Consider the following 24,481-nt stretch of genomic DNA (forward strand, 5'->3'; position numbering starts at 1 on the left):
AAATCTACAGACCGAACAACAAACGAGCAACAATCGAGATAAATGTTACGGATTGTCGGCTTGTTTCTTCAAATTCTGCGTACGCAACTGCTCGTTGTGCAGTTGTTGTGCGTACGTTGTGGAGAAATAATGCTCGCCACTGCCGTCACCTTTGGCCACATAATAAAGGTAATCGGTCTTCGCGGGTTTCAATACAGCTTCGATGCTCTTAAGTCCCGGACTGCCAATCGGACCAGGCGGCAAGCCCGCGTGCAAATAGGTGTTGTATGGACCTTTGGCATTTTCGAGATCTGCGTCGGTAACCACGTCCACGTGGTGTCCAAGCGCATATTCCACCGTCGCATCGATTTGCAGTTTCATGCCTTTTTTGAGGCGATTCTGAATGACGCTAGCAATCAGCGGGCGCTCCTTGTCCACCTGTGCCTCGTTCTCCACCAACGAAGCTTCGGTGATGAGTTGGTTAAGCGTCAAGTGACTCGCTTTCATCTGCGCCACATTGGCCGGCGTCAACACGCGCTTCTGAAAGTCCTCAAGCATTTCGTCAATCACTTCGACCGGCGGCTCGTTCGGCTGAAACTGATACGTATCCGGGAACAAAAATCCCTCCAAGCGATAACGGACGTCCTTGCGATTTGCAAGTTGCGCTATAAATGGGGCCTTCACGGATGCCGTTTGCACCGCCTTGAGAAACGCCGCAGATTGGCAAATTCCGTGCTCCTGCAAGGTCGTTGCGATTTCTTGCACATCGTACCCCTCAGGGATGGTCACGCTGATGGCATCCGACACGACCTGCCCGTGCGTCAAAATGGACAGAATTTGCGCCGGTTTCATATTTGGCGCAAGCGCGTACGTCCCTGCCTGAATGCCAGACACGCCATGATGTCCGCGATAAAAGTACAAAAATGCCGTGCGGTTGCGAATAAGTCCTCTCTTGTAGAGATCTTCGGCGACATCCGTTGCCGATTCACCGCGCTCGATTTCCACTTCTTGGGTGGCCGAACTCGTGGAGACCGGCGCCAGCGCCCGCTGGTACCCTATGTAGACACCGATGATGGCCAACACAATACACGCCACCACGATAATTCCTACAATCACAAGCCTTCTGCGGAACACACTCTGGAAAATCCCCAGACAATCTCCTCCCTCAACGCGGCACAAGAACGCCACAAAGGTGATAGCACCTCGACACACAAAGGGTCGCACCAAGCGATGATACGCTCAGTGCGACTTGGCGTCGAGATAATGTTGTAGAAGAATCGTGGCCGCCACGGCGTCGACGACCTGTTTGCGCCGCTTGCGACTGACGTCCGCTTCAAGCAACACGCGCTTGGCGCTCACGGTCGTGAGGCGTTCATCAAACAACTCCACAGGAATGTCGACCACGTTCATCAACAGCGCGCGAAACTTCTCGACGTGTTGCGCCTTTTGCCCGACTTCCCCAGACATGGTGATGGGGTTGCCAAGCACAATCCGCTCTACCTCGTACTCGCGTACGACGTCGCCGATCTCAGCGGCCACTTGCTTGTCCGACTGCCGCTGAATCACTTTCAGCGCACTCGCAAGAAACCCCATCGGGTCAGAGAGCGCCAAACCAACTCGGCGCTCTCCATAATCAACCGCGAGAATCCGCATCGCCGTGTAGCGCAGCATATGCGCGCACGAGTTCTTCAATCAAATCGTCGCGCTCAATTCGCCGAATCGTATTGCGCGCGTCCAGATGGCTCGTGATATAAGCCGGATCTCCGGAAATCAAATATCCCGCGATTTGGTAAATCGGATTGTAGCCTTTTTCCTTGAGCGCGCGATACGCCACTTGAAATGCTTGGCGCGCCTCAGCATTCTCTGATCTCGTTTCAAACCGCATCGTCTTGTCAAAATCGCGGCTGGTCAAACTGCGCCACCTCGCTCGTGCGTCCAAGAACGCTATACTTCCGCGTATCCTTCTTCTCTTTAAGCCCGTGTGTTTCCTGCGACAGACGAGACAATCTCCTCAACTTTTTCGATGGCCGCTGGCAATTTATCGGGATCCTTGGCACCAGCTTGTGCCATATCCGGGCGTCCGCCACCGCCGCCACCGGCGACAGCAGCCACTTCCTTGACGATTTGCCCTGCATGAAAACCTTTCGCTTGCAAGTCTTTCGAAACGGCAGCTACAAATTGCACTCTTTCATTGTGTACGGATCCTAGTACAACAATGTACGAAGGCTTGTCCGATTTCAACTCGTCCGCCAACTGGCGCAATCCATCCATGTCGATGTCCGACAGCGCGGCCCGAATTACCGGCACACCGGCAATCGTCTCGACACGGTCTTTCAACTCTCCGACGCGCGCGTGATTGAGCCGAGCTTTTGCAGAGTCGAGTTCGCGCTCAAGTTGTTTCACCTCGTCCAGGGTCCGGCTAATCCTATCCACTAGGTTCGACTCGCCTGCCTTGAGCAACGATGCCGCCTGTTCGATAATCTGTTTGCGCGCTGTGGCAAGCGCATAGGCGTGGCGACCCGTCACGGCCTCAATGCGGCGCGTCCCCGACCCAATGCCTGTCTCCGAGACAATCAGGAATTGGCCAATCAAACCGGTCCGTTCAACGTGACAACCGCCACACAATTCGATACTATAATCACCTGCCTGAACGACGCGCACGCGATTGCCATACTTCTCGCCAAACAGCGCCATTGCGCCCATCGCCTTTGCCGCGTCGATGTCCATTTCCTCAATGACCACGGCGTCGTCGCGCCAAATCACGGCATTCACACGCGTCTCGACATCCCGCAACTCTTCCTCCGTCAGCGGTCCGAAGTGCGAGAAATCAAAACGCAACCGTTCTGGCTCAACCAACGATCCCGCCTGCGCCACGTGCGTCCCCAACACTTCTCGCAGCGCCTTGTGCAGCAGGTGTGTCGCCGTATGGTTTTTCACAGTGTCTTTGCGCAGTGAAGCATCGACAACTGCACGAACCGCGTCGCCCTGATGCAGCGTCCCATCGACCACGCGCACGGTATGCACATTTTGGCCATGCGGCGCCTTCTTGACATCAAGCACTTCCGCGCGCCCGGCGGGCCCAACCATTTCTCCTTTGTCCGCGACCTGACCGCCACTTTCCGCGTAAAACGGCGTCGTGTCGAGAATGACCTGAATCTCGTCACCGACACCCGCCCCGTCAATCCAGTCACCATCCCGGACGAGGCCGATAATTTCGGCGTCCACCGTGAGCTGTCCGTAGCCGACGAACGTCGACGGTGTGGTAAACGTCTCCAGAACACCGCGCTGACTGCTCATTCCCTCGTTCGTGTGACGAGCGGCGCGAGCGCGTTCCCGCTGTGCTTCGAGAGCCCGTTCGAATCCATCGCGATCAACCGTGAACCCAGACTCACTCGCAATTTCAACCGTCAAGTCGATAGGGAATCCGTAGGTATCGTACAACCGAAACGCGTCATCCCCGGAGATGACCGTCTGACCCGTCGCCTGCAAGGAGCCAATCACATCGGCCAAGAGCGCCTCCCCTTCAATCAGCGTCTCGTGGAACCGCTCTTCCTCGGTCTTCACCACGCGGGAAATCAACTGGCGCTTCTCGCGAATTTCGGGGTAATCCGCGCCCATAATCTCGTCCACCACATCGACGAGTTGATACATAAACGGCTTTTCAATGCCCAAGCGACGACCACTGCGAACGGCGCGGCGCAGAAGGCGGCGAATAATGTAGCTGCGCCCCTCATTGCCCGGCAACACGCCATCGCCAATCGCGAATGCGACCGTGCGAAGGTGGTCTGCTACGATTTTGAAGTGCACGTCGTCCTCTGAGCGCTGCCCGTACCTGCGGCCTGCCAATTCTCCAGTTTTGTCGATAATCGGGCGGAACAAATCCGTCTCAAAGTTATTAGGGACATCCTGTAGGACAGAAGCCAAGCGCTCCAACCCGCTGCCGGTGTCGATGTTCTTCTTCGGCAGCGGTGTGTACTCGCCATCCGCCCCCTTGTTGTATTGCGTGAACACAAGATTCCAGATTTCCAAGTACCGGTCGCAGTCGCAGCCAGGTTGACACGTGTCCAAGCCGCAGCCGAACTGCTCGCCGCGATCGTAAAAAATCTCCGAACACGGCCCGCACGGCCCTTCGCCAATCTCCCAAAAGTTATCTTCCTCGCCGCGGTAAATCCGCGCCTCAGGCAGCCCGACTTCGTTGTGCCAAATGTCAAAAGCCTCGTCATCGTTGACGTGAATGGTGACCGACAGGCGTTCCCCGTCCAGTTCCAATACCTCCGTCAAAAACGTCCACGCCCAGGTGATAGCCTCCCGCTTAAAGTAATCGCCAAACGAGAAGTTCCCCAACATCTCAAAGAACGTCTGGTGGCGCGCCGTGTGCCCGACCTCTTCAATGTCGTTGGTGCGAATACATTTTTGAGAATTGACAATCCGCGGATTTTCCGGGATCTCGCGCCCATCGAAATAAGGCTTCAAGGGCGCCATGCCAGCGTTGATCCAAAGTAGCGTCGGGTCATCATGCGGAACGAGGCTCGCGCTTGGAAAGATGCTGTGCCCGCGCTCGGCGTAAAATTCTTTAAACAGCCGCCGAATTTGTTGACCGGATAATGGCTTCATCTCAGGTATCCTCCTCATGCCGCTCTTACAAAAACCTCTGTGATTTGCCGATATTGCTTCGTCGATATATCGAAACTGCAATGTGACGTTTGCGCGCCTGTACCGACAGGCGCTTGAGGCTCACACGCGCGATAAACGCAAAAAAAGCCCTCATCCCAACAGGGACGAGAGCGCATTCTCTCGCGGTACCACCCTGGTTACAGCGCTTCGACGACTACGCCTTTACTCTTCCGTCCGTCGTATCTCGTCCCAGACGACGGTTCCATCCATCGCCTGACGCTGTCCCTCATCTCGCGGTAACGGGCGAACCCCGGCGTGGTTTCACACGCGCTTGGAAAGTAGCTTCGGCCGCCCCGCTTTGAGATGCCTTTCAGCCAAGGGCACCCTCTCTGCGCAAAGGGAAACGGCGTACTCGTTTTCCGCATCGCTTTCACATGTGCCTGTATTGTAGCGGTTGCGAGAGAAGCCTGTCAAATCGCTCAGTCGTCGTCCGCTCTGTCGCGCGCCGCCCGCAAGTGCGTCCACACGACTTTGAGGACAGCCAGGAGCGGAATGGCCACAACGAGGCCAAGCAACCCACCGAGTTCACCGCCAATAAGAAGGGCGGCGACGATGGCCATGGGGTGTAGCTTAAGGGTGCGTCCCATAATTTGCGGCGAAATCAAATTCCCCTCGCACTGCTGCACAATCACGTTGACAATCAGTACCTTGATGACCATCGCGGGGCTGACTGTAAACGCCAAAAGCACTGCCGGCGCCGCGCCAATAAACGGCCCGAGATACGGAATGATGTCGGCTACCGCCAGAAAAATGGCGAGGAGCAGCGCGTACGGCATGCCGACAATGAGATAACCGATGAGCGCCAAAATGCCCAGGGCCAACATCACCAAAAACTGCCCGCGAATGTAGCTGCCAAGGGTCTGATCAATACTTATCAACAAGTCGTGCACCTCGTGGCGACGCCCGCGCGGCACCAATCCGACGACGCCGCGGCCAATCGACCGGCCGTCTTTAAGCATATAGAACACGAGAAAGGGAACCAGCGCGACAATAAAAAGAATATTCACCGCACTGGAGATAAACGAAAACACATCAGACGCCCAGCCAACCAAGTTGCGTTCGACTTGATTCAAGGCGTTCTCGACGCCGACACGGACTGTGTCCGGGAGATATTGTTTTCGGCTGTTCACCATGTCTATCCAGTGATTGACCTGCTCAACCATTCCCGGCATGTTGGTCACCAATTGTGTGACTTGTCGCGTGATGATGGGAACCGTGTTAAGAACAGCCACGGTGACAATGAGCGCAAACGTGCAATAGATGAGCAACACCGCGACGCCGCGGGGCACCCGACGGCGATGCAGCAAATCAACCAAAGGCTGCAGGACGTAACTGACAATGAGCGATGCGACAAACGGGTAAATGACCGCGCTCAGCACACTCCAGATATCTGTGAAGAATCCACGTAAGAGACCTATCAAATACACGCACAATAACGTCAAAAAAATGGACAGTGTCGCCCGGAAATAACGGCTCGTGGGCCACATGGTGCGACCTCCTCCAGTGACGATGGTTCATTCGTGACGCCTGCTGCCTCTGTGGCGGACAGGCAGTACAAGTTCTTCACAGTATATGCAACAAAACGCCTCCTCATTTATCCAATTCCCAAAGACCCAGACACAAACGAGTCGGCGTAATGCGACGCGCTTGTCAGGTCATTTATAAGGTCTTTGGCTACCAAGCTTCAGTCATCTCCGTGCCAGCCAAGCGGGTCGGTCCACTTTACGCACCGCGTGGCACTTCTTTATACTTAGGGATACTTACTTCGGCGTCCTCGACCCGTCTGGAAATGGCTGTCGGACAAGTCCCGGATACCCGGATATCTAGGAAGGAGGTTTTGGGCAATGGCATATATCGCTGTGGCGATAGGTGGGTTTCTCGGGGCCATTCTTCGGTATGGCGTGAGCGAGTGGCTGGGGACCCTGAATGGCCTCAATATTGCTACGCTCATCAGCAACTGGTCAGGCTGCTTCGTTCTGGGGTGGCTCAACACGATATCGGGTCAGTTTCTGCCCCTGTCACCGAACGTCCGCCTAGGGATAGGGACAGGCTTCATTGGCGCGTTCACGACCTTTTCTACGTTTACCATTGACGCCTGGAAGCTGTATCAAAATGGACAAGTCCTCACGTCACTCGGGTACATCCTACTCTCTGTCGTCGGCGGCCTCATCTGGTCTTATTTTGGTTATCTACTCGCAAAGCTGCACATGCATTGGCTGGAACGCGGGCGCGGAGGTATGGCGCGATGAATTGGTTGCTTGTCGGAATTGGCGGCATGATTGGCGCGCTTCTTCGCTATCAGGTGACACGCTTTATCAACACCCGATTTGACATTCAGTTTCCGTATCCCACCCTCATCATCAACATTACCGGCTCATTTTTACTCGGCTGGTTTACGCGCGACTTACACGCCTATTTGCCAAGCCTCGGATCTGCCCCCATGCTGATACTTGGCATCGGCGTCTGCGGCGCATACACGACGTTTTCGACCTTTTCGTATGAAGCGGTGAGCCTCTTTCGCGAACAGCGCGAATGGACCGCCATCGCCTATATACTCATCTCCTGTATCGGGGGATTTGCAGCTTCGGCAATCGGATTATACGGTTTACCTGCGGCCCGGTGAACAAAACAAAATAGGCCACTGATCTTCACGCATCAGCAGCCAGAAAGAACGCAATATCACGTATACCGTTTATGCACCTGTACCGAACTCAAGCTCGTCCGCAACATTTTCACTGACGACGAGTGAACCATCTTCCGCCACATCGTACACTCGAACCTCTTCGCCCGCGACGTTAAATTCTTTAAAACAACTCCAACAGTAGTATTGGTTCGCGCCAATCTTGCCGATATCCCGACTTGTACAGTTTGGACACCTCATGTGGAATCCTCCCCTTCATCTATTCATTTGGACGTACTCGGTGACGACTGGTTCCTCGTTAAGAAGTATTACGAACACAGCATGCCCGAAGACTTCTCCTCACAAACCAAATAATGAGAAAAATACAACATTCCATTCACGAGCTCAATATTTTTGATCCCGAAATACAAACCAAAAACCTGCCCATCGTAATCGTAACCCTCCCGACAGACCATTGCAATGCAGAAACTGGATAAGTGAATGAAAGCCACTTACGAAACATCACAAACGAGACTGTACTCGCAGTTAAGGGAGAAGTGCCTCAACTGTACTGCACACGATATCTGCCGCCTGCAGAATGTCGTCGTCCGTCAAATCGTCACTGAAACTGAAGCGCACGACTTCGTTCAAGTGCTCCGTCTGGCCAATCGCCTCAATGACATGGCTAGGCTGTAGACTGCCAGCTGTACATGCTGATCCGGCCGACGCCGCCACCCCTGCCAAATCAAGCCGCATCAACAGCGTATCGTTTCGCACCCCGGGGAATGCCACAGACAGAATCGTCGGCGCGCCGTCACGCGGGCTGATTCTCACGACGCGACACCGCTTGGCGATGGCATCGAAAAAGAGCTGATACAAATGCTGCAAGTGGTCAACTCGACGCTCAAAATTCGTCGTCATTGCATCCACCGCAGCGCCAAAGCCGACAATCCCAGCCACGTTTTCCGTGCCGCCGCGGCGACGGGCCTCCTGTTGACCGCCGTACAACATCGGCCGCCAGGGGATGTCCTTGCGCAGATAGAGCGCTCCGATGCCCTTCGGGCCATGAATTTTATGCGCAGAGAAAGTCGCCATATCCACCGGCCACTGCGCAAGCGGCTGGGCAATCACCGGCAGTGCCTGAACCATGTCAGAATGGACGAGAACGGACGGATCTACTGCCTTAATTGCCTGAACGATCTCCGCAATCGGCTCAACGGTCCCAATCTCGTTATTCACCGCCATAACGCTCACGACACACGTATCCTCGCGCAGCGCGGCAACCACATCATCCACTCGAACGCGCCCGTCGCGATCGACAGGCAGCACCGTCACCTCAGCGCCAATCGACTGCAAAAAGTCGAGCGTGTGCAAGACAGCATGATGTTCCACTGCAGAGGTGATGATATGGCGCTTTGTCTCGCGACGAGCCAGATAGGCACCCGTGAGCGCACTGGCATCCGCCTCCGTCCCGCCACTCGTAAAGATGATGTCGCGCGGGCTGCATCCAAGCCAAGCGGCAATCCGGCGGCGGGCGCTATCCACAGCCTGGCGCGCTTGCCGACCGACCTGGTGAATACTCGACGGATTTCCGTACTGCCCCTCCAAAAACGGCACCATCGCCGCCCGAACACACTCCGACACCCGAGTCGTCGCCGCGTTGTCCAAATAAATCATGCGTTCTCGTCTCCATTCCTAACACGCGTGGGGCGGGCAGGCATCCAACCTTCCGTTGTCCTCCCCTTTGGCCCTCGGCGCACTGTCGCGCATCAAATATAAAACATAAACCCGTGCTCATCGCCCATTCGCATCTCAACCAAATCCTGAAGCGTGACGTCCTCAAGGACATCCGTGATGGCCTTGCGCAAACGTGCCCATAGCGCATCCAAGCCGTCATCAAAGTCCTCATCGACAATGGTGATAGGTCCTTCCAGTGTCAAGATGATATCTTTCACCACGATTTCTTGAGGATTCTTCGCCAACACATACCCACCATAAGCCCCGCGAATACTCCGTACAAATCCCGCATTGCGAAGTGGGGCAATCAATTGTTCCAGATAGTGCTCGGACAATTTCTGGCGTTCGGCAATCGATTTCAAGGAAATAGGGCTGTCCGAACCTTGCTGTGCAAGATCGACAAGCAGCATCAGGCCATAGCGGCCCTTCGTAGATATTTTCAAGCCGTTCCCCCGCAATCATGATTTAATCCCAGTCGTTTACTCAACATTATTATAACAAAAAGCTTGCACCCGAAAAGACGCGCTTCAAAACATGCGTGATGGCGTCCCAGAACCACCCTTAGTCCACAACTCCCCTGCGTATCGCGACCATATGTAAAAAGCGCGATATCCTGTCTGGATATCGCGCAACTCATTCATCTCAGCGGCGCCCCGCAATTGCCGTGCAACCCAAGGTTTTGATCCTGCTCGCGCAGGTGGGTGTCCTGCCCAAGGAGGTCTCGTGTCCTGACCAGCAGGCGTACGTTACAGTCCCCGGTGACGTCCGGACTCCCTATCAAAAAGGTGTTGGAACAAAACACTGCGGGCTGTCACCAACACCGCAGGGCGTCGTTTTGTTAGTCTTATGTTAACACGCTCACCCATCCGTTGACAAGGTGCGACGCACCAGCCACCAACAAACGAAGGGCAGGCGCCGGTTCGTCACTTTTTCTTGATGGACAAGTGTAACATATCGAGCTGCGTTTGCGAGACCGTGCTCGGCGCCTCCATCAACAAATCCGTGCCGCTCGACGTCTTCGGAAACGCGATGACGTCGCGCAGCGATTTGCCGTGGCCGAGCAACATCACAATGCGGTCAATGCCAAACGCAATGCCCCCGTGCGGCGGCGTGCCATACTCGAACGCGTCGAGCAAGAAGCCGAACTTGTCGTACGCTTCCTCCGGCGTAAAGCCTAGTGCTGCAAACATCTTCTCCTGGATGTCGCGACGGTAGATACGCATGGAGCCGCCGCCGATTTCAAAGCCGTTGAGCACCATGTCGTACGCCTGTGCTTTCACTTTTTCAGGGGATGTCGTGAGGAGATCGACATCCTCATAGCGCGGCATCGTAAACGGATGGTGTTCAGCCACATAGCGGCCTTCCTCTTCGTCGTAACTGAGCAGCGGGAAGTCCGTCACCCAGAGGAACTTATAGACATTCGGATCCGCCAGTCCCAACTCCTCAGCCAGATGCACGCGCAGCGCGCCGAGGGCTGCGTGCACTTCCTTGCGGCTCGCTGCGGCGATGAGAATCAAGTCGCCAGGCTTCGCCTCGCAGACCCGGACAATCTCCGCCAATTGCTCCTCGGTGAAAAACTTGCCAATGGACGACTTCATGCCACCGTCTTGCCCCACCGCGATGTAAGCGAGCCCCTTGAGCCCATACGGCTTCACGAAGGCCACCAAATCGTCCAGTTGCTTGCGGCTGTAGGATGCAATCCCAGGTGCCACCAAAGCCTTGACTGTGCCGCCCGATGCCAACGGATCAGCAAAGACTCGGAAATCCGTTCCCTTAAGCGTCTCCTCGAGATTGACAAACGCCATGTCGTAACGCAAATCCGGTTTATCTGAACCATACCGTTCCATCGCTTCGTGATACGGCAGGCGCATAAACGGAATGTCAATCTCGATACCGGCCACATCCCGCAGCACTTTCTGCACCATCATCTCCATCATTGACTGCAACGCCTCGGCCGAGAGGAACGACGTCTCGATGTCCAGCTGGGTGAACTCTGGCTGCCTGTCCGCCCGCAAATCCTCGTCCCGGAAGCACCGCGCCACTTGGTAGTAACGCTCCATTCCGGAAACCATCAACAACTGCTTAAAAATCTGCGGCGACTGCGGCAGGGCGTAAAACTCACCTGCCTGCAAGCGGCTCGGCACGAGGTAGTCTCGCGCACCTTCTGGCGTGCTCTTGGTAAGAATCGGCGTCTCCATCTCGATGAACCCGTTGTCGTCGAGAAACGCCCGGAAGGCCTTGATGACCTGATGGCGAAGCATGAGCATGCGCTGCATCTCCGGTCGCCGCAAGTCGAGATAGCGATACCGCAAGCGGACCGTCTCATCGACCTCGACGCCATCCTGAATGTAAAACGGAGGATTCTTCGCCGTGTTCTCGACCACGACGTCGTGAACGACAACCTCGATATGCCCCGTCGCCAACTTCGGGTTGATGGCCGCCTCGTCACGCGCCGCTACCATGCCACGCGCGACGATGACGAATTCGTTGCGCAACTTGTCGGCTACAGCCATCGCAGATTCGCTCGTGCCGCGGGCGCGGTCGAACACGAGTTGAACCAAGCCGGAACGGTCGCGCAAATCGACGAAGATGACACTGCCGAAATCGCGGCGCCGCTGCACCCAGCCGCCCAATGTCACAACTTGTCCAATCGGCGTCGTAAGGGTCTGTTCAATTTGATGTTCCCGAATCAGCCGTTCTGATGCACTCATGCCTCATGTCCTCCCACTGCGGCGCCTTTAACCCGCTCTTCAATCCAGCTCGCAAGCTCTGCAAACGGCACTTCTTCCTGCTGCCCCGTCGCCAAGTCCTTCACCGTCGCCTTACCGGAGGCCAGCTCCGCTTCGCCAAGAATCACCACGAACTTGGCATTCATCCGATCCGCCAACTTAAATTGCGACTTCATACCGCGCCCCTGATAATCCCTATCTGCAGAAATACCTCGGCCTCTTAGCGTAGCCAATACCGCCATCGCCGTGCGCTCGGCACTGGTATCGGCCACCGCGACGAACGCATCAACGGTCTGTGCATCCGTCAGGCTACCGCCCTGCTCAGCCAGTACCCACAACGCCCGTTCAATTCCGCCGCCGAATCCAATACCTGCCGTCGCAGGCCCACCCACTTGCTCGACGAGCCCGTTATAGCGCCCGCCGCCGGCAATCGTCGTAAACCCTGGCGACGTAACTTCCCACGCCGTGCGCGTGTAATAGTCGAGACCGCGCACCAAATCTTTTTTGACCACAAACGGCACGGACATCGCAGTGAGATAAGCCTGTACGGACTGAAAGTGCTCACTACAGTCCTCACACAACACATCCGTGATGTACGGCGCGCCGACTTCCTTGAGCACCGTGTGGCAATGTTCATTTTTACAATCAAAAATGCGTAGCGGATTCTTCTCGAGACGTTCTTGACACTCTTTGCACAATTCATCGCGGCGTGGCGTCAACAGTGCCACCATCTGCGCTTTGTGCCTTGGGCGACACACGCTACATCCAACGCTGTTCAGCTCTACCTGTAAGTTCTTCAGCCCAATTCGCTGGAGCACGGTCAAGTTGAGATGAATCACCTCTGCGTCAATTGCAGGCCCCTCAGATCCCAAAACCTCGACCCCATACTGATGAAATTGCCGAAACCGCCCCTTTTGCGGTTTCTCGTAACGAAACATCGGTCCAATATAATACAGCTTGGAAATGTTCCCTTGCCCATACAACTTGTTTTCCACATAGGCGCGTACGGCACCCGCCGTACCTTCCGGTCGCAGGGTGACCGAACGCCCCCCTCTATCCTCAAACGTGTACATTTCTTTTGTGACAATATCCGTCGTATCGCCCACACCGCGCTCAAACAATTCGGTGTGTTCAAAGACTGGCGTACGAATCTCTTGATAGTTTGCAGTCGCCAGCGTATCGCGCACGATGCGCTCCAAAACCTGCCACGCTTCCACCGTACCGGGCAACAAATCTGCCGTTCCGCGAGGGCGTTGAATCTCCATCTTAATCTCCTCCTCCAACTCTTTCTGATAGGCGGCACCCGCCATGCTCCTAGACCAAAAACGCTCTTTCGTCGATGCCGGTCGTAACCGACAGGGACGAAAGAGCGCTTCCGCGGTGCCACCCTGTTTGAACAGATTTGTGTTCCTCTCAATTGGCTTAACGCGCACCCACGCCGAAACTTTAGGGCTACGGTCTTGGCCACATCCGCCCGTTGATTTCGGTTCTCTGAAGCTGTCCTTCCAAACGGAGGTTGGATGTTGCTTGCAGCCACGGCAACATCTCTCTCATTGCGTGCCAATGACGAATCATCGGCACCGCCTTACAACCAGACTCGTTTGTACTCGTCTTCGTCAACGAATTTGTCACATGTAGTTTGAAGCAGATTATACGGAACTTTTCGGGTTCCTGTCAACGCCAAGCGGGATTTGACCAAACCCTCGGCGCGGCGATGGAGCCAATGTTTCAATGACCTCTGCTTGCAGCACACGCTCCCCAGTCGGGTGTCCGGTGAGCCCTAGTCTACTCGATGTCCGGAGAAGTGCCATGCGGTTGGACTCGCGCATACATACCACCCTGTCCTGTCGTATTTAGGCGTTATCGTGCCCAGGTGACACCAGGGGTATGCGATTTGTTTGGGAGGATTCAGCATTCAATGTACACAGTACTGCGCCAATATTAAAAACAGCACACCTAATAGAATCCCCACGAACAGTCCATATACTGGCCCCACATATGGACTGGAGCATAGATGCCCACCGCGATGAATATGACGCCTATTTCGGAGATAATACATCGTCGCGTAGCTCACAATACACGCCCCGTACACCATCAGCCCGATTGTCCCATATCGAATACACGGTCTCCACGGACTATCAGCGTCAATTTTGAGCAAATTGATGAGGACAAATCCAACGCCCGCTATCGACAACGTGGCCCGCATCCATGCAAGCACGGTTCGCTCGTTTGCCAAGTGCTGCAACACATATCGTTGCCTTTGCTCCGTAGACACCACGATATCCCTTCTTTCAAAAACCTTGTACACGCATAATAAAGTTATCGGAATCCCAAGATTAATATGCAAAAGCCATATATACAGCAATCTCTAATAAAATAACGACAATCGCTAGACTGACAAACACGACAAAAACGCCTGTCGCACGAAATGCCAAGGCATTGATTCCCCTTCTCTTCGCTAAGTACGAGACTGCCGCAAAAGTAGACGCTGCAATGGCCAACACCAAGGTACTCAGTCCAATTATCTTCGTCAATAAATCCGCATATACATGATGTCCACCACGCATTTCAAAATGGATGGTCGTCGTTACAAAACCAACACCTACAATGGATACAACAGTCCTAATCCAGGCCAAAAAAGTTCTTTCGTTTGCCAAATGTTGTTGAACGTACTTCGTTTCGTCGACAGTTGCGGAAGTCATCTGTGATTCCGTATTCATTGCGCCTTGATGCGGCGAATCAGATGAATCAATTGGAATCATATCGTCACCCTCTGTGAATTAAAATATGCTATGGATCTTATACACAATGCACACCTGCTCCTCCTCCCAGATGTGCATTGTGGTGATTATCATATCCATCACGCCCACCGAAATCCGTCAGCGAACAACTGGCAAACAATCCTCGCTAACAACCATTGTCAATGAAAGCGGATTCAACGGAATGGGAGATGAATGAATGACGCACGCACTCGTTAACTGTTTCACTCTGACGAATAAGCGGGCATCACTACCTCATGCTCTATATCTTGACCATTCGGTTCCCACCGAATCGCTATGCAAGCAAGCCATCCAACAAGTGGGCACGCAGTGAGTGCAATCAATGTCACTGAAAGTCCAGCGGCGGATAGTAAAATTGGAAAGAAAAAGAACCCGATAATACTTCCCACCCGACTCGCAGCTTCCGCACCTCCAGTGCCAAGTGCACGTATCGATGTTGGATAGGAAAGGGCGGCCATCGTCTTACCTTGTGCTCCAGGGCCAACAGAGTGGCTAAAAATAAAGATTGCAATTGGAATCACGCCCAGCAACGCTGGTATATTGCCATTGGTCAGTCCAGCGAACAACAGACTCAATCCGGCAACGACATATCCCCATATTGCGAGCTTCCTCGTGCCAAAACGCGAACTCAAATACGCCCCACCGAATCCGCCGATAATACCAAAAAGATTAAAAATCAGTGTACCGAGTAAACTGTGTACCATGCCTGTTCCAAAAATATAAGTAGAGATAACGGGAATGTAGAAGCCGATAGCAAAATACTGCATGGCTTGCGTCCCAGAAATCGTCATAGCCAAAATCGACCGACCACGATACTTATTGGAAAACAAAATGGATGCAGGAATTCGTGGGTTTCGAATCGGTACCGTATCCCCGTCCCCTTCAATACGAACGGAAATTTTATACGTGCGCTCTAAAATTTTCGCCGTATCGGCCAATGGGAGGTTTTCCGCTGCCCACATTGGGCTTTCATTCATATAGAAATAGCGCATGACTAGCACGACAAGCGCAAAGACGCCACCAAACCCGACACACCAGCGCCACAGCTGATTCCCCACACCTGCGTAAAAAAAGATAAATGCCAGTAATGCCGAACTAACAGTCGCAATGTACCAAAATCCCTGCCACAGATTTACGTTCCGACTTTTTGTCTTTGCGTTGCTAAACTCGGAAATAAAACTAAGCGCGACAGGCATATCTATGCCAACACCAGCACCCATTAAGAATCGAAATATAAGAAATACAATATAATTCGGAGCAAAGGCAGCGCCAAGTGCTGATACGACAAGCAAAATTAAATCCAGTAGAAAAATCACATTTCGGCCGACCCTATCTGTAAGACGCCCGCCAACCAAGGCGCCAATTAATGCCCCAAGGGCCATCATCGATGTCGCAAATCCCAACGCAAATGAACTGAGATGATACAATTGTGCAATTTCAGTACTACCTGTACTGAGACTTGTAAAATCATAAGCATCAATAAAAATTCCGCCCAACGCCACAAAGATGAGTAATACCCCTCTTTTCCTAAGAGGATGATTGTTAACGAAAGAAATAACATCTTCTTTCGAGCGGATAGTAAGTTGCCCACCGTTCATAAATATCCCCCATTCAATCATTTGTTTTGAATATTCAAAACTCATCGTCGGGAATGCGTTCCGCTCTAGCCGTCAGTTACGCTAGAGTCAAATTTCCAATATTCACAGCGACATATGTTCTAATGGAATCCGATAAAACTCCACAAATTCTTCGTCAAGCTCAAACCCTAAACCGGGCAAACGAGGTAGAGAAATTTCCCCCTTCGATACCGTAATCGTCTGTGTGAATAACCGCTCTCGAAATGGATTGGGATTCGCATCGAGTTCCAGAATGACTGCACCAGGGATGCTCGCAACAAATTGAATACTGGCCGCTAAACAGACAGCCCCTCCAAGGAAGTGCGGAGCATAAGGCACATCCCAACTAGCAGCCATCTCCACCATCTGGAGACATCCAGAAAAACCACCTTGTTTACTAAGGTCTGGTTGAATAATGTCGACTGCACGTTGTTCTAACACCTTCCGTGTTTGCCTTTGACCATAAACATTCTCTCCGAATGCAATCGGCACACCAACCTGCTCCCGCACTCGTGCCATTCCCTCTATGTCGTCACACTGCAACGGTTCCTCAACCCATGTGAGTTCAAATTCCTGGTAACGTTGTATGCGTTGAACAGCCGTCCGCTCATCCCAAGCTTGGTTTGCGTCTATCATAAGCTTAGCCTGCTTGGGTAGAAGTTCCCGCATCCGTCTTATGTTGGCGATATCTTGTTGTTCGTCTCGCCCAACTTTTAATTTAAAAGCCGTTATACCGACTTCAAGATGCTGCTCCACGAATTCTTCAAACGAACCTGGCCCCAGTCCACTCGCATACACTTGGACAGATTCATGAACCACTCCGCCGAGCAAGTGGGCCACGCTGCGCCCGACATGTTTACCGAGTAAATCCCAAATCGCCATATCAACGCCACTCATACTATGGTATATTGGCCCTATAGCGCCCCACTGAAGCCCCATGACGGTGTAGGTGTTTCGCAATTTTTGGTGAATTCGACGGATGTCTCTTGGGTCTTCGCCGACAACTAGCGGCGCAATGCCGTACTTCAACGTAGCCACCTTTTCATAAACGCCCCAGGAAGGAAAATTGTTCCATATCTCACCGATTCCTTGTTGCCCAGTATCCGCCTCTACTCGGACTAAGACGCAAGTCCTTGACGTCATCATTCCAAAACTTGTAACAACAGGATTCGTTAACGGAACCTGCAGCACAATCGGTTCAACTTTCGTAATTCTCATGAATTCGTGCCTCCAGCCACGACTGGCTTCAGTAACTTATAAACCGCAGCACAATCCTCATCACCGTATCCCGCGTCCACTGCCTTGTTAAAATATTCGAGGGCCAGTTCACTAAATGGACATGGCTGGTTAAAGCGCTTAGCCATCCCCACGCCAAGACATACATCCTTGCGCGTTAGATAAATTGAAAATCCCGGTTTGAAATCATCATTCAAAATTTTGGGTCCGCGCAATGTCAGCTGATAAGAATCGGCACCTGTTGTAGCCAAGAGCTCCTGTAATAGTTTCCTATCAATGCCTGCCTGTTCGCCAATCCGAAGACCCTCGCTAAGTACGAGCGCATTCGTCATCCCAATCAAGTTGCTCACAATTTTAAACGCCGTCGCTTGTTCGACATCCCCCAAATAGTGGACAGATGTACTCATGTCTCGCAATAACGATTCATATTTGTCATAAACCTCGCGACGACCACCTGCGTAGATTGGCTGTGTCCCCTCCTCTGCCTGAGTCGGCCCTTTACCTAGAGGGCACGCTAAAAAGTCTATTCCATGCGCCTGCGCGGCGTCCGAAAGCTTCCGTGCAGTTGCTGGATCAATCGTACTCACATCCATGACGACTGTGCCCGGTGCCATATGTTCCAACAAATGATCCTCATCCACGAGTAAGTTCATCAGATGCTTTGGTAGTGGAAGACTAGTAAACAGAACTTGCACGGAAGAAGCCAGTTCCACAGCAGAGCCAGCTGCCTCCCCGCCAACCTCAATCACCCTCGCGACCGCCTCTTTATTGAGGTCAAATACCAGTACGTCATAACCGTTTCGCACCAGATTTCGGGCCAATCCGCCACCCATTTTTCCGACACCAATAAATCCAATTTTCATCGCAATCTCCCCCTACTGGCCCACAGAACAATTTGTCATCGCCATAGACAAGTACTTATACTCCAAGAACGACTCCATACCGTAATAACCGCCTTCAGAACCAACGCCACTCGACTTCCATCCGCCAAAAGGAGCTTGAACTACACCTGGCAGTGAATCATTCAACCCTACAATCCCGTACTCTAGTGATTCACCCACACGAAGCGCACGCTCCAAGTCCGCGGTAAATACATATGCTGCCAATCCATATTCACCCGCATTCGAATCCTCAATTACCTCTTCCTCAGAAGAAAATGGAATCAGCGGTGCAACGGGGCCAAATGTCTCTTCTTGGCAGACTCGCATACTGCTAGAGACCTTTGAGAGAATCGTCGGTGCATAAAATGCCCCTGCGCATGCACAAGGTTGTACGACCGCTCCTCCCAACACGACTTCCGCTCCGTTTGCCACGGCATCGTCCACGACAGATTGAATACGACGTAAAGCGTCAAAATGGATGACTGGCCCCACCTCTACGCCTTCATCTAGCCCATTTCCCACCTTCAGACGTCGAACACGTTCCACAAGTTTTTGCGTGAATGCATCGAAAATTGAGTCGTGAACATAAATTCGGTTCGCGCACACACACGTTTGCCCCGCGTTGCGAAATTTACTAACTATACAAGCTTCTACCGCTACATCCAGGTCAGCATCGTCAAACACGATAAATGGCGCATTCCCCCCGAGCTCCATGGACACCCGCTTGACCTGACTCGCAGCGCCTTGCATCAGGTACTTACCAACACGCGTTGATCCTGTGAATGTGATTTTTCGAACTCTCTTATCCGCGAGTACCGCCTCACCAAAGACATCTCCTGGGTTTGTAAGTACCAAATTGATAACGCCTGGTGGAAACCCGGCCGCCTCAAACACTTGAAACATTGCATATGCGGTTAATGGTGTGTGTTCCGACGGTTTTAAAACGACCGTGCATCCAGCCGCTAACGCCGGAGCAAGTTTTCTTGTGACCATCTGCGCCGGAAAATTCCACGGTGTGATAGCCGCAACGACCCCAACCGGCTGCCGGATAACCATAATGCGTTTATTCGCGGCTGACGCAGGAATGATGTCTCCGTAAACGCGCTTTGCCTCTTCCGCATACCAGCGCAAGTACTCCGCTGCAAACTTGATCTCTCCCACCGACTCTGTAAGCGGTTTCCCTTGCTCTAAAGTTAAAATTGTTGCAATTTCATGAGTCTTTGAGATAAGCAATTCGTACGCACGATGCAGCAAATTGGAACGTTCGAGAGCGGTCGTCTGAGCCCAAGCAGGAAAGGCCTTGTGCGCAGCCGCTACTGCAAACTCAATGTCTTCCCGGTTACCGGCTGGAAACGTTCCAACAACTTCCATAGTGGCGGGGTTCACAACCTCCACGCAGTCGCCAGTGACGGAATCTAGCCATTCACCATCGATATACATTTGCCCTTTCATGACGTCACCACCAATTTGATTTAAAGATATAATGTTATAACATTTATAAACGCATGATAAACTTGAGTATTGCAATTGTCAATTCAAATTAATTCAAATATCGACAAAAAACATATTATTGTTATAACATTATTACGGGTTTTCAACACCATCGACATGAAACCGCATGATACAATACGTCATACGCGGTTATGGACTAGGAAAGGAGTGGTCGCGTTGGAGAATCAAAGGACTGGCACGCCGACAATCGACACGCTAAACCACAATAGCCCCATCCCCCTGCATCATCAACTAACTGAAATTCTCAGACGGAATATTCTCAACGGATATTTAATCGATGATGATGGAAAAGTGCCTACTGAAGCAGAACTCACAAAAAAATTCCAGGTCAGTCGGATCACTGTACGTACGGCTATCGATACACTGGTGAATGAAGGGCTATTATGGCGTAAACGGGGTAGTGGAACGTTTTTAAAAACAAACAAAGCGGAAAATTGGGTCGGGCAACTCATGGGTTTTTCAGAAATCATTCAAAAGGCGGGATTTGAGCCAAGAGGTCGTGTCCTCCACATGGGCGTAGTAGATAGCAAAGATATCAGAGATGATCTACCTGATTCGATTCATGGCATAGACCGTTTTTGGGAATTCAAACGCCTCCGCTTTGCCGACGATAAGCCAATTGCCATCGAACAATCATTTTTTGCTGAAGACGTCGGTCTAATCATGCAACAGCAAGATGACTTAGATAATGTGCTCACATACCGCGTGATTGAAAATCAAATGCATATTCCTTTGAACGAAGCCAGCCAGTTGATTACCGCTGTAAATGCGAATGGCGACGATGCAACCATGCTCGATGTGCACGAACGTGACGCATTACTGTACATCGAACGCGTAACACAGTCAAAAGATGGACGATTTATCGAATTTTTGCGAGCAAAATACAGGCCCGACTATTTCAGCTACGTCATTCAACTAACCAGAAACACTGGGCGCAGTTAATCCATGATAGAATTTCCAACGAAGAATTTTGCATCTCGGACAAGGGTGCCGGCGCCAATATCACCCCATGCTCTATCGGTTCAAGTCATCTTGAGGCCGCACCCTCAAATATGCAATTTCAGTCCAACATGTGTAGCATGAAATCCCAGCCGTTCGTAAAATCTCAGCGCATCTACCCGCTGTCTGTCCGTCGTCAATTGAACCATGTGACACCCTCGTTCCTTCGCTCGTCGAGTAACCCATCGAATCAACTCACTGCCGATACCTCGACCGCGAGCAGACCGATGGATACGAACGCCTTCAATCGTCGCTCGCCACCCACCTTGATATGTCAAATGCGGTGTGACGGTCAATTGTGCAATTCCAACAGGACAATCGTCTTCACAGGCCACAATCAACTCGATATTCGAATCTGGGCAAATCGCGTCAAACGCGCTCAAGTATCCCTGAGGAAGCGGTTGTCCATATTGCTCTCTCGTACTCCCCAAATTAGAAAAAACCTATGGCTTGTTGGAACCATGTGTAACGTTACAGATAAATTCGGCACACGACGATGTAACGTCCGTCACCTCGAAGTATTCGAAACGACATTCGGCAATCCGGACCCACGACTCGTTCAAGGTGAGGGTGACGGATCCGATATTTTGTTCAGAGACATAGGCGCTAATCGTATTGGCGACTGCCTGAGCTGTCAAGCCGTACTTCGCCATCTTTTCCTGCACCGGCGCGATACGAATTTCAGGTTGCTTTTGCGACAAATTGTTCGAGACGTTGGCTAAGCCTTTCACCTTCGCCAGTCGATTCGTAATCTGCGTGGCAGCGGGCTGAATCGCGCTGTCATTCGGCCCTGTAACGACGATGTCAAACGCAGTCTCGTCGCCACCGGAAGATACGCCTTGCATGGCTGGAATAACGGTGTTATTCACGAGATCTTGCAGCTTCTGCATGGGAATTTTCGTCGATGCCACTGTAAATTCCAAGACTGGTGCATTGGACAGCGAGAAAGACTCCACACTTGGCTTGCCAGCGGTACTGGGTAACTGAACTCTAGTAACCGTCTGTTCCACTGCTTCTTGAACCTTATCGAGATTCGCGTTGATGTTCAGTTGAAGTTCGATTTCCGATGTATTAGCAAAAAACGATTTGCGCTGCACACAGGATTTGTAGCATCTTGTACCGAATTCATATTGTCGAAATCTTAACGAAGATTTTTCCCGACCATGAGCGAGACAGCAAAGGAGTGGATTCCATGGCAGCGCCGTTTCATGCTGATCACGTCGGCAGCCTATTGCGACCCGAACGCCTGAAAGTCGCTCGACAGCAACGCGCGCAAGGGAAGCTTTCGCAGGCCGAACTGCGGGAAATTGAGAACGAGGAAATCACCCGCGTCGTCCAGAAACAACGGGAAATCGGACTCCAAGGCGTGACCGATGGAGAATTTCGGAGAGCTTGGTGGCACCTGGACTTCCTCGAAGGCCTGGATGGCGTTGAAGGATATGACACTGAACAGGGCATGAAGTTCCACAATACGCAGACAAAGTCGAGATCGATTCGCGTCGTCAACAAAGTTGACTTTACGAATCACCCGATGCTGGACGACTTTAAGTTCTTATACAGTATCGCCGGGGCGCAATCGAAGTTAGCCATTCCCAGTCCTAGCATGCTGCACATGCGGGGTGAGGTGATGGAGGGCGTCTACGAAAGTGAGGAAGCGTATTACGACGATTTGGCGATGGCGTACAAAAAAGCCATTCGGGCGTTCTACGACGCAGGTTGCCGCTACCTTCAGCTCGACGATACGTCCTGGGCAACTTCCTTCTGTTCGCAAGAGGCGCTCGAGAAGATGCGGGCACAAGGCATTGACCCAGAGGAACGCAAGGCGATAAACGCCGAAATTATCAACAAGGCGCTGGCCGACAGGCCGAGTGACCTGCGCGTCACCATGCATATTTGCCGTGGGAATTTCCGCTCGTCGTGGATGACCTCAGGCGGCTACGAGCCGGTGGCTGAAGTGCTATTTGGGCAGTTGAACATCGACGGCTTTTTCCTCGAGTACGACACAGATAGGGCTGGCGACTTTCGCCCGCTGCGATTTGTCAACCGCCCAGATCTCAACATCGTCCTCGGCCTCGTCACATCCAAACATGGAGACCTGGAGAACCCAGACGACATCAAACGCAGAATCGAGGAAGCGACGAAATACGTCCCACTCGAACAACTGTGTTTAAGTCCGCAATGCGGATTTGCGTCGACAGAAGAAGGAAACCTGCTCACAGAGGATGAACAGTGGGCCAAACTGCAGTTTGTGGTCGACTTAGCCAATCAATTCTGGTAATACACCGAAACGCACAGCCGTGACGGGGAGCGGCCATCCGCTCTCCATCACAGACATCGCGCACCAGCATGGCGCGTTCGAGTTTCGACAGCGCTCGGTTCCTGATGGGTTCCTTATTCGAAGACCTTCGAGAGGATTTCGTAAGAGTGTAGTCGGGCGTCGTGATCATAAATTTGTGCACTGACAATCAGTTCATCGGCCTTTGTCTCCTCGAGAATCCGCTCTAGCCCTTTACGGATGGTGTCGAGACTTCCAACGACCGTGTAACGTCCCCTGTCTTCGAGCACTGCCTTCTCGTAATCGGTACACATGTCCTCGATATTGTCGACAGGTGGCTTCAACTGACCAGGCATTCCCCGCAGCAGACTGAGTACCTGCTGTTGCATAGACGTAGCCAACCGCCTAGCTTCGGCGTCCGTATCGGCCGCGATGACATTGACGCCGACCATCGCATACGGTTTGTCGAGATGCTGTGAGGCCTCGAAATTACTCCGGTACAACTGCAGTGCCGGCAACAGGTAGGTCGGCGCAAAATGGCTGGCGAAGCCAAATGGTAGACCCCAATGCGCGGCTAAGCGCGCGCTGAAATCGCTCGACCCCAACAACCAAATCGGAATGTCCAAGCCCTCGCCCGGAACCGCACGCACCGCCGGTTTACGCGCACCGCCTGGCGGATGAAAGTACGTGTACAATTCCGCGACTTGGTCTGGAAAGTCCTCGCCATTCTTATCCGGCCCCCGCCGCAACGCGCGTGCAGTCACCTGATCAGACCCTGGAGCTCGTCCGAGCGCCAAATCGATTCGCCCCGGGTACAACGACTCCAACGTCCCGAACTGCTCGGCAATGACAAGGGGCGCGTGATTCGGCAACATGATGCCGCCTGACCCGACCCGGATGGTCGACGTCTGCCCCGCGATATAGCCGATGACGACGGACGTCGCGGAACTGGCGATACCCGGCATACTGTGGTGCTCGGCCACCCAATATCGCTGATACCCCCACTGCTCCGCGTGCCGCGCGAGATCAGCACTGTTGCGCAACGCTTCGCCCGCAGTGCCGCCGACGACAATCGGCGCAAGGTCTAACACAGAGAACGCAGTATCTCGAAGAGTTTTGGTTGTGGACATGATGAGTCCTCCTCAAACAGTTTCATCAAGGCGTAAACACGTCGTGATGGGATTGTACCAACAATGAAATCCTGAACAAAACGCCCCAACGCGCCCGGTTCCCACCAGCGCAACCACACGGGCGACGCTGACCGGCCGCGGTCGAAATCGGTAACGGCAGATATGGTCACGCAATGCAGTGCAATGGCCACCCTGTATATTACGATAGTATAGCACCAATACTTGCGTAACTCATGCGAGCGCGCGAGCCAGGAGCGGGAACAGACGTGGGCGGGGACGGCGGCGGGCGAGGTGGAGCGAGGTTGGGCGCCCA

At 52.8% G+C, this 24,481-nt stretch carries 24 protein-coding genes and 1 other RNA gene; 4 read left to right on the forward strand and 21 right to left on the reverse strand.

The window, feature by feature from the left end; genetic code table 11:
• Positions 1-45: 45 nt before the first annotated feature.
• From mltG to J3482_RS02680, 5 genes are all read right to left on the reverse strand, one after another.
• The gene (mltG, locus tag J3482_RS02660; RefSeq protein ID WP_328702636.1) at positions 46-1,167 is read right to left on the reverse strand and encodes an endolytic transglycosylase MltG; all 1,122 of its coding nucleotides are present in this window, start codon (positions 1,165-1,167) and stop codon (positions 46-48) included.
• A gap of 51 nt (positions 1,168-1,218) precedes the next feature.
• On the reverse strand, positions 1,219-1,650 hold the full coding sequence (ruvX, locus tag J3482_RS02665; RefSeq protein WP_223204223.1) for a Holliday junction resolvase RuvX: 432 nt from the start codon (positions 1,648-1,650) through the stop codon (positions 1,219-1,221).
• Positions 1,613-1,891, reverse strand: a complete 279-nt coding sequence (locus J3482_RS02670; protein WP_021298580.1) for an IreB family regulatory phosphoprotein — start codon at positions 1,889-1,891, stop codon at positions 1,613-1,615. Before J3482_RS02670 ends, ruvX begins: the two co-directional genes overlap by 38 nt.
• 59 nt (positions 1,892-1,950) lie before the next feature.
• Positions 1,951-4,593, reverse strand: coding sequence for an alanine--tRNA ligase (alaS, locus tag J3482_RS02675; RefSeq protein ID WP_206917344.1), 2,643 nt, complete (start codon positions 4,591-4,593; stop codon positions 1,951-1,953).
• Positions 4,594-5,072: 479 nt separating this feature from the next.
• Positions 5,073-6,140: an AI-2E family transporter gene (locus tag J3482_RS02680; protein ID WP_146824002.1), complete on the reverse strand. Its 1,068-nt coding sequence runs from the start codon at positions 6,138-6,140 to the stop codon at positions 5,073-5,075.
• A 357-nt stretch (positions 6,141-6,497) separates the two neighbouring features.
• On the opposite strand from J3482_RS02680, the gene crcB (J3482_RS02685) reads away from it, so the two are divergent.
• Together crcB (J3482_RS02685) and crcB (J3482_RS02690) are read left to right on the forward strand one after the other, a co-directional pair.
• Positions 6,498-6,902, forward strand: coding sequence for a fluoride efflux transporter CrcB (crcB, locus tag J3482_RS02685; RefSeq protein ID WP_146824001.1), 405 nt, complete (start codon positions 6,498-6,500; stop codon positions 6,900-6,902).
• Positions 6,899-7,276 (forward strand): fluoride efflux transporter CrcB, encoded by a 378-nt coding sequence (gene crcB, locus J3482_RS02690; RefSeq protein ID WP_146824000.1) that lies wholly within the window; start codon positions 6,899-6,901, stop codon positions 7,274-7,276. Before crcB (J3482_RS02685) ends, crcB (J3482_RS02690) begins: the two co-directional genes overlap by 4 nt.
• A gap of 69 nt (positions 7,277-7,345) precedes the next feature.
• Here crcB (J3482_RS02690) and J3482_RS02695 read toward each other — a convergent pair whose 3' ends face one another.
• The 13 genes from J3482_RS02695 to J3482_RS02755 all read right to left on the reverse strand — a co-directional run bounded on the left by J3482_RS02695 (position 7,346) and on the right by J3482_RS02755 (position 19,704).
• Positions 7,346-7,534, reverse strand: a complete 189-nt coding sequence (locus tag J3482_RS02695; protein ID WP_146823999.1) for a YrzR-like zinc ribbon domain — start codon at positions 7,532-7,534, stop codon at positions 7,346-7,348.
• A gap of 285 nt (positions 7,535-7,819) precedes the next feature.
• A complete protein-coding gene (locus J3482_RS02700; RefSeq protein ID WP_206917341.1) occupies positions 7,820-8,950 on the reverse strand; it encodes a cysteine desulfurase family protein in 1,131 nt (376 codons plus the stop codon).
• Between the two features lie 92 nt (positions 8,951-9,042).
• Positions 9,043-9,453, reverse strand: a complete 411-nt coding sequence (cymR, locus tag J3482_RS02705; protein ID WP_146823997.1) for a cysteine metabolism transcriptional regulator CymR — start codon at positions 9,451-9,453, stop codon at positions 9,043-9,045.
• Positions 9,454-9,656: 203 nt separating this feature from the next.
• Positions 9,657-9,842, reverse strand: a non-coding RNA gene (gene ssrS / locus J3482_RS02710) — 6S RNA.
• A 91-nt stretch (positions 9,843-9,933) separates the two neighbouring features.
• A complete protein-coding gene (gene aspS / locus J3482_RS02715) occupies positions 9,934-11,721 on the reverse strand; it encodes an aspartate--tRNA ligase (RefSeq protein WP_206922011.1) in 1,788 nt (595 codons plus the stop codon).
• The gene (gene hisS / locus J3482_RS02720; RefSeq protein ID WP_146823995.1) at positions 11,718-13,004 is read right to left on the reverse strand and encodes a histidine--tRNA ligase; all 1,287 of its coding nucleotides are present in this window, start codon (positions 13,002-13,004) and stop codon (positions 11,718-11,720) included. The genes aspS and hisS overlap by 4 nt, the downstream gene beginning before the upstream one ends.
• A 384-nt stretch (positions 13,005-13,388) precedes the next feature.
• Complete coding sequence (locus J3482_RS02725) at positions 13,389-13,568, reverse strand: hypothetical protein (RefSeq protein WP_206919749.1); 180 nt, start codon at positions 13,566-13,568, stop codon at positions 13,389-13,391.
• A gap of 86 nt (positions 13,569-13,654) precedes the next feature.
• Positions 13,655-14,014, reverse strand: a complete 360-nt coding sequence (locus J3482_RS02730; protein WP_146823993.1) for a YidH family protein — start codon at positions 14,012-14,014, stop codon at positions 13,655-13,657.
• Between the two features lie 61 nt (positions 14,015-14,075).
• Positions 14,076-14,501, reverse strand: a complete 426-nt coding sequence (locus J3482_RS02735; RefSeq protein ID WP_146823992.1) for a YidH family protein — start codon at positions 14,499-14,501, stop codon at positions 14,076-14,078.
• Between the two features lie 221 nt (positions 14,502-14,722).
• The gene (locus tag J3482_RS02740) at positions 14,723-16,117 is read right to left on the reverse strand and encodes an MFS transporter (protein WP_206922012.1); all 1,395 of its coding nucleotides are present in this window, start codon (positions 16,115-16,117) and stop codon (positions 14,723-14,725) included.
• Between the two features lie 102 nt (positions 16,118-16,219).
• Positions 16,220-17,353 (reverse strand): mandelate racemase/muconate lactonizing enzyme family protein, encoded by a 1,134-nt coding sequence (locus J3482_RS02745; protein WP_206922013.1) that lies wholly within the window; start codon positions 17,351-17,353, stop codon positions 16,220-16,222.
• Complete coding sequence (locus tag J3482_RS02750) at positions 17,350-18,234, reverse strand: NAD(P)-dependent oxidoreductase (RefSeq protein WP_206922014.1); 885 nt, start codon at positions 18,232-18,234, stop codon at positions 17,350-17,352. The genes J3482_RS02745 and J3482_RS02750 overlap by 4 nt, the downstream gene beginning before the upstream one ends.
• Before the next feature lie 12 nt (positions 18,235-18,246).
• A complete protein-coding gene (locus tag J3482_RS02755; RefSeq protein WP_206922015.1) occupies positions 18,247-19,704 on the reverse strand; it encodes an NAD-dependent succinate-semialdehyde dehydrogenase in 1,458 nt (485 codons plus the stop codon).
• A 216-nt stretch (positions 19,705-19,920) separates the two neighbouring features.
• Between J3482_RS02755 and J3482_RS02760 the strand changes: the two genes are divergently transcribed.
• Positions 19,921-20,706 (forward strand): GntR family transcriptional regulator, encoded by a 786-nt coding sequence (locus tag J3482_RS02760; protein WP_188332428.1) that lies wholly within the window; start codon positions 19,921-19,923, stop codon positions 20,704-20,706.
• A 104-nt stretch (positions 20,707-20,810) separates the two neighbouring features.
• On the opposite strand, the gene J3482_RS02765 is transcribed toward J3482_RS02760, so the two are convergent.
• Together J3482_RS02765 and J3482_RS21480 are read right to left on the reverse strand one after the other, a co-directional pair.
• On the reverse strand, positions 20,811-21,194 hold the full coding sequence (locus tag J3482_RS02765; RefSeq protein ID WP_206922016.1) for a GNAT family N-acetyltransferase: 384 nt from the start codon (positions 21,192-21,194) through the stop codon (positions 20,811-20,813).
• Positions 21,195-21,206: 12 nt separating this feature from the next.
• Positions 21,207-21,860, reverse strand: coding sequence for an efflux RND transporter permease subunit (locus tag J3482_RS21480; RefSeq protein WP_206922017.1), 654 nt, complete (start codon positions 21,858-21,860; stop codon positions 21,207-21,209).
• 95 nt (positions 21,861-21,955) lie between these two features.
• Between J3482_RS21480 and J3482_RS02775 the strand changes: the two genes are divergently transcribed.
• Entirely contained in the window at positions 21,956-23,041 is a 1,086-nt protein-coding gene (locus J3482_RS02775; protein WP_206922018.1) for a 5-methyltetrahydropteroyltriglutamate--homocysteine S-methyltransferase, read from the forward strand.
• A 113-nt stretch (positions 23,042-23,154) separates the two neighbouring features.
• Here J3482_RS02775 and J3482_RS02780 read toward each other — a convergent pair whose 3' ends face one another.
• On the reverse strand, positions 23,155-24,168 hold the full coding sequence (locus tag J3482_RS02780; protein ID WP_146824567.1) for an LLM class flavin-dependent oxidoreductase: 1,014 nt from the start codon (positions 24,166-24,168) through the stop codon (positions 23,155-23,157).
• Positions 24,169-24,481 lie beyond the last annotated feature (313 nt).

The organism is Alicyclobacillus suci, assembly GCF_017329615.1.
Taxonomy (GTDB): Bacteria; Bacillota; Bacilli; order Alicyclobacillales; family Alicyclobacillaceae; genus Alicyclobacillus; species Alicyclobacillus suci.

What these genes read in the sequence shown, in the direction of transcription:
- J3482_RS02750 (WP_206922014.1), bottom strand. Translation starts at nt 18,234, where the DNA reads ATGAAAATTGGATTTATTGGTGTCGGAAAAATGGGTGGCGGATTGGCC.
- J3482_RS02725 (WP_206919749.1), bottom strand. Translation starts at nt 13,568, where the DNA reads ATGCGCGAGTCCAACCGCATGGCACTTCTCCGGACATCGAGTAGACTA.
- alaS (WP_206917344.1), bottom strand. Translation starts at nt 4,593, where the DNA reads ATGAAGCCATTATCCGGTCAACAAATTCGGCGGCTGTTTAAAGAATTT.
- J3482_RS02775 (WP_206922018.1), top strand. Translation starts at nt 21,956, where the DNA reads ATGGCAGCGCCGTTTCATGCTGATCACGTCGGCAGCCTATTGCGACCC.
- J3482_RS02735 (WP_146823992.1), bottom strand. Translation starts at nt 14,501, where the DNA reads ATGATTCCAATTGATTCATCTGATTCGCCGCATCAAGGCGCAATGAAT.
- crcB (WP_146824001.1), top strand. Translation starts at nt 6,498, where the DNA reads ATGGCATATATCGCTGTGGCGATAGGTGGGTTTCTCGGGGCCATTCTT.
- J3482_RS02755 (WP_206922015.1), bottom strand. Translation starts at nt 19,704, where the DNA reads ATGAAAGGGCAAATGTATATCGATGGTGAATGGCTAGATTCCGTCACT.
- J3482_RS02695 (WP_146823999.1), bottom strand. Translation starts at nt 7,534, where the DNA reads ATGAGGTGTCCAAACTGTACAAGTCGGGATATCGGCAAGATTGGCGCG.
- crcB (WP_146824000.1), top strand. Translation starts at nt 6,899, where the DNA reads ATGAATTGGTTGCTTGTCGGAATTGGCGGCATGATTGGCGCGCTTCTT.
- J3482_RS02680 (WP_146824002.1), bottom strand. Translation starts at nt 6,140, where the DNA reads ATGTGGCCCACGAGCCGTTATTTCCGGGCGACACTGTCCATTTTTTTG.
- J3482_RS02780 (WP_146824567.1), bottom strand. Translation starts at nt 24,168, where the DNA reads ATGTCCACAACCAAAACTCTTCGAGATACTGCGTTCTCTGTGTTAGAC.
- J3482_RS02700 (WP_206917341.1), bottom strand. Translation starts at nt 8,950, where the DNA reads ATGATTTATTTGGACAACGCGGCGACGACTCGGGTGTCGGAGTGTGTT.
- ruvX (WP_223204223.1), bottom strand. Translation starts at nt 1,650, where the DNA reads ATGCTGCGCTACACGGCGATGCGGATTCTCGCGGTTGATTATGGAGAG.
- hisS (WP_146823995.1), bottom strand. Translation starts at nt 13,004, where the DNA reads ATGGAGATTCAACGCCCTCGCGGAACGGCAGATTTGTTGCCCGGTACG.
- aspS (WP_206922011.1), bottom strand. Translation starts at nt 11,721, where the DNA reads ATGAGTGCATCAGAACGGCTGATTCGGGAACATCAAATTGAACAGACC.
- J3482_RS02745 (WP_206922013.1), bottom strand. Translation starts at nt 17,353, where the DNA reads ATGAGAATTACGAAAGTTGAACCGATTGTGCTGCAGGTTCCGTTAACG.
- J3482_RS02740 (WP_206922012.1), bottom strand. Translation starts at nt 16,117, where the DNA reads ATGAACGGTGGGCAACTTACTATCCGCTCGAAAGAAGATGTTATTTCT.